The organism is Variovorax nivicola, from assembly GCF_051216475.1.
Taxonomy (GTDB): Bacteria; Pseudomonadota; Gammaproteobacteria; order Burkholderiales; family Burkholderiaceae_C; genus Variovorax.
In genome coordinates this window covers 1-5,610 of sequence record NZ_JBPJZK010000028.1, presented here as the reverse complement: position 1 = coordinate 5,610, position 5,610 = coordinate 1, and the positions used below count along the sequence as shown (strand labels likewise).

At 64.3% G+C, this 5,610-nt stretch carries 7 protein-coding genes and 2 pseudogenes; 3 read left to right on the top strand and 6 right to left on the bottom strand.

What is annotated here, in order from left to right:
• The 5 genes from ACSFBF_RS35885 to ACSFBF_RS35865 all read right to left on the bottom strand — a co-directional run.
• Positions 1–935: PqiB family protein (locus ACSFBF_RS35885; protein ID WP_435462970.1), on the bottom strand; the 935-nt coding region annotated here is incomplete at its 3' end.
• Positions 932–1,198, bottom strand: coding sequence for a hypothetical protein (locus tag ACSFBF_RS35880; RefSeq protein ID WP_435462969.1), 267 nt, complete (start codon positions 1,196–1,198; stop codon positions 932–934). The genes ACSFBF_RS35880 and ACSFBF_RS35885, both read right to left, overlap by 4 nt.
• 19 nt (positions 1,199–1,217) lie before the next feature.
• Positions 1,218–2,147 carry a DUF2145 domain-containing protein gene (locus tag ACSFBF_RS35875; RefSeq protein WP_435462968.1) on the bottom strand — a complete coding sequence of 310 codons (930 nt, stop codon included), beginning with the start codon at positions 2,145–2,147 and terminating at the stop codon, positions 1,218–1,220.
• A complete protein-coding gene (locus tag ACSFBF_RS35870; protein ID WP_435462967.1) occupies positions 2,144–2,599 on the bottom strand; it encodes a TOBE domain-containing protein in 456 nt (151 codons plus the stop codon). Before ACSFBF_RS35870 ends, ACSFBF_RS35875 begins: the two co-directional genes overlap by 4 nt.
• Positions 2,600–2,793: 194 nt before the next feature.
• Positions 2,794–3,456 carry a DUF3313 domain-containing protein gene (locus ACSFBF_RS35865; RefSeq protein ID WP_435462966.1) on the bottom strand — a complete coding sequence of 221 codons (663 nt, stop codon included), beginning with the start codon at positions 3,454–3,456 and terminating at the stop codon, positions 2,794–2,796.
• Positions 3,457–3,581: 125 nt separating this feature from the next.
• Here ACSFBF_RS35865 and ACSFBF_RS35860 point away from each other — a divergent pair, with 125 nt between their 5' ends.
• A complete protein-coding gene (locus ACSFBF_RS35860; RefSeq protein ID WP_435462965.1) occupies positions 3,582–4,211 on the top strand; it encodes a TetR/AcrR family transcriptional regulator in 630 nt (209 codons plus the stop codon).
• A pseudogene (locus ACSFBF_RS35855) lies at positions 4,187–4,496 on the top strand (LysR substrate-binding domain-containing protein); the annotation flags it as partial. The gene ACSFBF_RS35860 and the pseudogene ACSFBF_RS35855, both read left to right, overlap by 25 nt.
• Here ACSFBF_RS35855 and ACSFBF_RS35850 read toward each other — a convergent pair.
• Positions 4,469–5,047: a DUF1569 domain-containing protein gene (locus ACSFBF_RS35850; protein ID WP_435462964.1), complete on the bottom strand. Its 579-nt coding sequence runs from the start codon at positions 5,045–5,047 to the stop codon at positions 4,469–4,471. The pseudogene ACSFBF_RS35855 and the gene ACSFBF_RS35850 sit on opposite strands and share 28 nt — an antisense overlap.
• Positions 5,048–5,254: 207 nt before the next feature.
• Between ACSFBF_RS35850 and ACSFBF_RS35845 the strand changes: the two are divergent.
• Positions 5,255–5,497: pseudogene (locus ACSFBF_RS35845) on the top strand (IS630 family transposase); the annotation flags it as partial.
• Positions 5,498–5,610 lie beyond the last annotated feature (113 nt).

Here is a 5,610-nt window from a genome sequence, read left to right as displayed (position 1 = left end):
GCGCCGATGGCCTTCACCTCGCCGATCACGACACCGCGAAAGTCCACCGCCGCGCCCGGCGACAGGCCGCGCAGCGACTGGTTGAAGTACAGCAGCAGGGTCTGCGCCGGGCCGTCCTGAGTTTTCATCGCAGTCGACTCGTCGCCGGCCAGCGCGAAGGCTGCGCCCTCAGGGGCCGCCGGTCCGCGGGCTTCGTCCGGCGCACCAAAGGCGATGCCCCCAAGAAGAATGGACGTGAGCGACTGGGTGCGCAGCGTCGCGCCGCTCGCGCTGAGCCGCAGACCGAACCCGCTGGCATGCCAGAAGCGCGTGTTGACGCCGACGAAGCTGTCGTAGGGCGCGTTCACGAAGATCCGCAACAAGACACCGTGGCCGTCGCGTTCGAGCTCATAGGCGGCGACCTGGCCGACCTTGATGCGCCGCAGGAACACCGGCGAGCCCACGCCGAGCGAGCCTGCGTCCTCAGCACGCAGCAGAAACTGCGTGCCCGACGCGTCGTGCGTCACGACGGGAGGCGCTTCGAGGCCGACGAACATCTTGCTGTTCTCGCTCGACGTGCCTGCATCGCCCCCGATGTAGGCGCCGGACAGCAAGGTGCCCAGGCCCGAGATGCCCGTGGTGTCGAGTCGCGGTCGTACCACCCAGAAGCGCGTGTCCCGTGCAGCGAAGCCCTCGGCGTCCTGGTTCAGCTGCAGCACCACGCGCACCTGCGAGCGGTCGCCGGACAGTCGCAGACTCTTCACCACGCCAATCTGCACGTCCTTGTACTTCACGACCGTCTTGCCGGCTTCCAGACCTTCGGCCGTTCTGAAGCTCACCTCGACCGTGGGGCCGCGCTCGAGCAGGACCCGGGCTACCAGAGTGATACTGATCAATGCCGCGAGCACTGGGATAAGCCAAATCAGCGAGGACATTCGGACGCGATGGCGGGTCACGCCAGACGGGCGGCCAGGTCGTCGGCTGCCTTGTCGATACCGGCCTTTGAGGCATCCGGGCGCGCTACCAAGCCGAATCTTGCGTTGAGCCTGTCGCTGAACCGGGCGTCCATGTGCTGAGCCAGTGCCCCCTGGTCCTCTTCAGTCGACCGGGAGCCGGGATAAGGGCGCGGTTGCGCCCCCGTACAGCCTGCCAAGGCGAAGGCGGTGGCGCGAATCATGGTGTGCATCGACGGGCGCATTCGTGTTTCCTTCGTCTGCAAGGTGTGGGTGGTGCGTTGGCTAGTCGAGCTGCAAGACACGATCGCCGTCGCCCGGCCGGCAGCCATCGGCGATGGGTGTCCAGCCGCGATGCACGACGACCTGCTTGCCGTCATGGCACAGCTCGATGCGCTCGCTCCCGGGCAGCTGTTCGCGCACGAAGGCCTCGACGGTCGAGGGCAGGCTGACTCGCAGCTTCAGCGCGTAGCGGTCTTCTTCCGGGTGGTCGTCCAAATGCAGCAGGGGCACGAAGCTCGATGCGAAGATCAGCGCATGCGAGCCAACGTCGACCGGTTCGGGTTCGTAGGGCGCCTGCCGCAGCCAGGCCTGGGCGCGTTCGCGCAGGTCGTCTCCGTCGGCCAGGTTGCCCCACGCGACGGCGAGCAGCTCCATGACCCACTGGTTGCAGTTCTGGTAGCGCAGGCTGAACGGATAGGCATTGGCGCTGTAGGTTGCGGCCAGCAGGTGCAGCGCGCGCGGCGTGTCGAGCGCCGCGCGTCGCAGCGTCCGAGCCGCGTCGGCGGGGAGTCGCACGATCGAGATGTAGCTCAGCGCGGGATCGTCGATGCCCATCGCGAACCCCGTCAGGCCCTGGTCGTAGATCCGCGGGCGGCCTTCGTCGCAGGCGTAGTACAGCTGGCGGGCAGACCAGGCGTCTTTCTCGTCGCGCCACGCGATGGCAGCGTGGGAGTACCGGATTCGGAATCGCGAAAGATCGAGCCCGGAACGGCTGATCAGCACGGCACCGTCGCCGGAGGCGGAGAGCTCGTCGCGCACGACGGCGGCAAGGCGCAGCAATCGATCCTGCTGGTCTGCGGTCAGTGGCTTCGTGTGATCGCAGAACTGCGAGGAAGCCAGCGGTCCGGTCCCACCTGGCGCCGCTTGCGCCGTGCCCCAGGCGAGAGCGAGGACCGCCGCGAGCCCCAGCGCGAGCCGGCGCACGACGCTCAAAGGCTGACGGGGCGGGCGGCCAGCTCCCCGTACAGATCGTCGGCGAGCACCAGGTAGAACGCCTGGCGGTTGTCGCTGCGCGCGAATGCCGTTCCGTAGGCTCGCGGTTGCGCATGCACGATGTCGCCAGGGCCTAGGCGTTCCTTCGCGAAGGTGGCTTGCGGCAGCTCGAGCACGATGCGCTGCTGCGTGTCGTCGCTTTGCATTGCGACGCGCGTGAAGCCGGCGCGGTCGGTGGCTTGCGCCACTTCGGTGATGCGGTAGTCGCCCTCGGCCACCTTGTCGCCGTCGAACGAGCTCTTGCTCGAACCGCGCAGCGATGCGGACGCGCTGCCGCTGGAGGCAGAGCCTGCACTGGAAGCCAGGGAGGTGAAGAGTTCAGCCTTCGCGTTGAAGGCGAGTGCAAGGCAGGCGGCCATGCATGCGAGGCGGAAATTCCGGGTGAAGGTCATGGAGTGCTCCTGCAGTGGGTGATGATTCATTTGGCGTGGAAGATGCCGCGCCTGGACCGGGCGACCCTTGCGAAGGCGCACTGAAGCTGGATGCAGGACCTTCGCAGTCGCCGCGCGAGCGTCCTCCTCGTCGCCTCGGCGGCCTGGCGTATCCGGTGAATGGCGTCCATGTGGGTCAGTCCTCGAGGCCCGCGTCACTGAAGGTAGGCGACCAGTTGGTCGGCGCCTTTTTCAATGCCTACGACGGACGCACTTCTGGCGCCGATACCGGCCTTGAGGTTCCATGCATTGGGGTACTGCTTGGCGACGTAGGCCCCGAGCAGCTCGTTGGTCGAGGCGTCGTAGATCTCGACCGCAAAGCTGACCGAGCCCGTCATGGCGCCTTCCCTGCCGCGGACGGCCTGCACGGCGTTGTAGGGGCCGCCCATGAGGTCGAACCGGGAGAAGGTGCTGAGCACGGCCGTGTTCGTCTTTGCGCCAGTGAGCGTCAGTTTGATCCGCAATGCATTTGCATTGCGGCCTGGAGCGCCCCTGAAGCGGGCATTCAGCTTTTCGGCGAACTGGTCCCGCATGTTGCGGGCGAGGAATGCCTTGTCGTCTTCCGACACATCGTCGAACTGGGCGTCGCTGCCGCGATAGATAGCGACCGGATCGAGGACGAAGGCCGAATACCTGCGCCAGTCGACCTGGGTCTTGTATTCGAACGGGATGCGGCCGGAGTCATCGTTCTGACTGGGGCGCAACTGGCTGGACGACGGGATGCCCGCGTAAGGAATAGGCTGCGTACTGCTGCACGCACCAAGGACCAGGCAGACCGCAAGTGAGGCAACCGTTGAAGTTTTGAGAAGGGCGGGCATGGATTCCTTTGGTTGATCGGGGTGCCGAAGTTGGCCGCAACTGTACGTTACGGTACATTATTGATTTCGAGAATCCACGCTGTCAAGAAAAATGTACAGTTGGGTATTCTTTCGAAGGAGACGTGATGAAGGTAAGAACGGAGATCCGCCGCAACGCCATCCTTGAGGCGGCACTAGCACTGTTTAGAGAGCAGGGATACGAACGGGCATCGATGAACGAACTTGCCAAGCGTCTTGGCGGATCGAAGGCCACGCTTTACGGATACTTCCCCTCGAAGGAGGAACTATTCACGGCGGTAGTGCAGAGCGTTGCCACATCGCACCTGGCGGCGGCGCCGGCGGAGTTGCTGGAAGTGAGTGGTGATGCCACGCTCGAGTCACTGTTGACGAGCTTCGGCGAGCGAATGCTGTCTGTGCTGAGCAACGATGCCGATGCGCTCGCGGTCTATCGGATGGTCATTGCCGAAGCCGGGCACTCCAATGTGGGGCAGTTGTTCTACGAATCGGGTCCGACCGAGTTCATTCAGACGCTCGCCGGGCTCATGGCGTCTGCCATGGAATACGGCGAACTGCGGCGTGCAGATCCCGTCGTGACTGCGATGCAGTTCTCCGCACTGGTGACGGCGGAGACTCAGATTCGTCTGTACCAGGCCGATCCTTCACCGCTGTCGGCGGATCAGATTCAAGCAATGGTTCAGCGCGCTGTGGAGACATTCCTCGCTGGCGCCGTGCACCGCTCTATTTCGACGGCCTGACAGCCGCGTGCCTTGCCCACGGCTTGTCGCCCAGGGTGGTCCACGAGACTCGCAGCGTCGCTTCGCAGGTTGCGTTCGTCGGATGCGGGCAAGGGATTGCGCTCGTGCCTGCATCGATGAAAAAAACTCGCACCTCAGAACGTGGTGCTCCACCCGCTCAAGGAGAACCTGCAGGTGGTGACGACGGCCGTGGCCTGGAGCAAGACAAGGAATGCGCCGCTCGTGCAGGAGGTCGTGGCCCTGCTCGGCGGCGCGCGTCAGCCGGCGTCCACCAGTGCCCAGTGATTCGCTAGGTGCATGAGGTGGGCGCGCGCGTACTCGGATTTATCCAGTGCGCCGTAGGCGAAGTGAGGGGCGAGCGTCCCGCTGTGTCGTTCGAAACGATTCAAGGCGTTCATCAGGTGCTCCACCGCAGCGTTCAGCGGCTGGCCCGGAGCAATCGCCGGTGCGCCGGGTATCGGCTCTTCCAGTCCATGGCTCATCTTGCCGCGCGCCGAGAACACCGCAAATGCCATGCGCCCCAACGAGGCGCGAAACCAGGCAGGTTTCGGCTGTGGAAAGCCGTCCAGGGAGTATTCGATGCTTTGCGCAGAGTGGTGCAGCACATGGGCCAGGTCCCAGCCCGAGCGGGTATGCAGCGGCGCCTCGCGAAGGCGCTCGAGCGTGCTCATGGCGTGGGCAAGGTCGGAAAATTCATTCATGGCGATCGGCGAGTTGGAGTGCGTGGCGACGTATCCGACGCCTGCGGCGGCGGTGCTCGCCAGCAGCACGCCGCCAGCCAGCAGGGCGCGTCGGCGACGCGAGACAGGGCGGACATCCGCGATGTGAGTGTTCATGTGGTGGGGGATGATATGTCTGGCGCCGCGTCGAAACTGTCAAATTTGCGACGATCTTCGATCGTGCCGCGACCATGAGCGCGCCGGCGACTGCCCCGCACCGTGGTGCAGTGCCACATGAGCTGTGTGTGTCGAAGGTTGCACGCATCGCCGACCTGAACATCCCGATCCCCGGCGCAGCATGGTCAATACGCCCATTTGAGCGACATGCACTTCATTCCGACCTACAGCTCCTGGTTGAACCAGGTCGAGCGCTTCTTTGCCCTGATCACGGACAAAGCAATCCGCCGCGGATCCTTCACCAGCGTCAAGCAACTGGTGCAGCGCATCGATCACTTCGTGACCTCTCACAACCAGAACGCCCAGCCGTTTCGCTGGACTGCAACTGCCGACTCGATCCTGGAAAAGCTCCATCGACTTTGCTCACGTATCACTGGGACAGGACACTAGGGAACATCTGATCAAGTCCACGGATGGCCGCTCTGAACGTTGATTACGCATGCTGAATGAAGGAGCGCCAACGATGAGCCAGATCAGTTTTTCGGATGCCGAGCATGCAGGCA

What these genes read in the sequence shown, in the direction of transcription:
- ACSFBF_RS35860 (WP_435462965.1), top strand. Translation starts at nt 3,582, where the DNA reads ATGAAGGTAAGAACGGAGATCCGCCGCAACGCCATCCTTGAGGCGGCA.
- ACSFBF_RS35850 (WP_435462964.1), bottom strand. Translation starts at nt 5,047, where the DNA reads ATGAACACTCACATCGCGGATGTCCGCCCTGTCTCGCGTCGCCGACGC.
- ACSFBF_RS35865 (WP_435462966.1), bottom strand. Translation starts at nt 3,456, where the DNA reads ATGCCCGCCCTTCTCAAAACTTCAACGGTTGCCTCACTTGCGGTCTGC.
- ACSFBF_RS35870 (WP_435462967.1), bottom strand. Translation starts at nt 2,599, where the DNA reads ATGACCTTCACCCGGAATTTCCGCCTCGCATGCATGGCCGCCTGCCTT.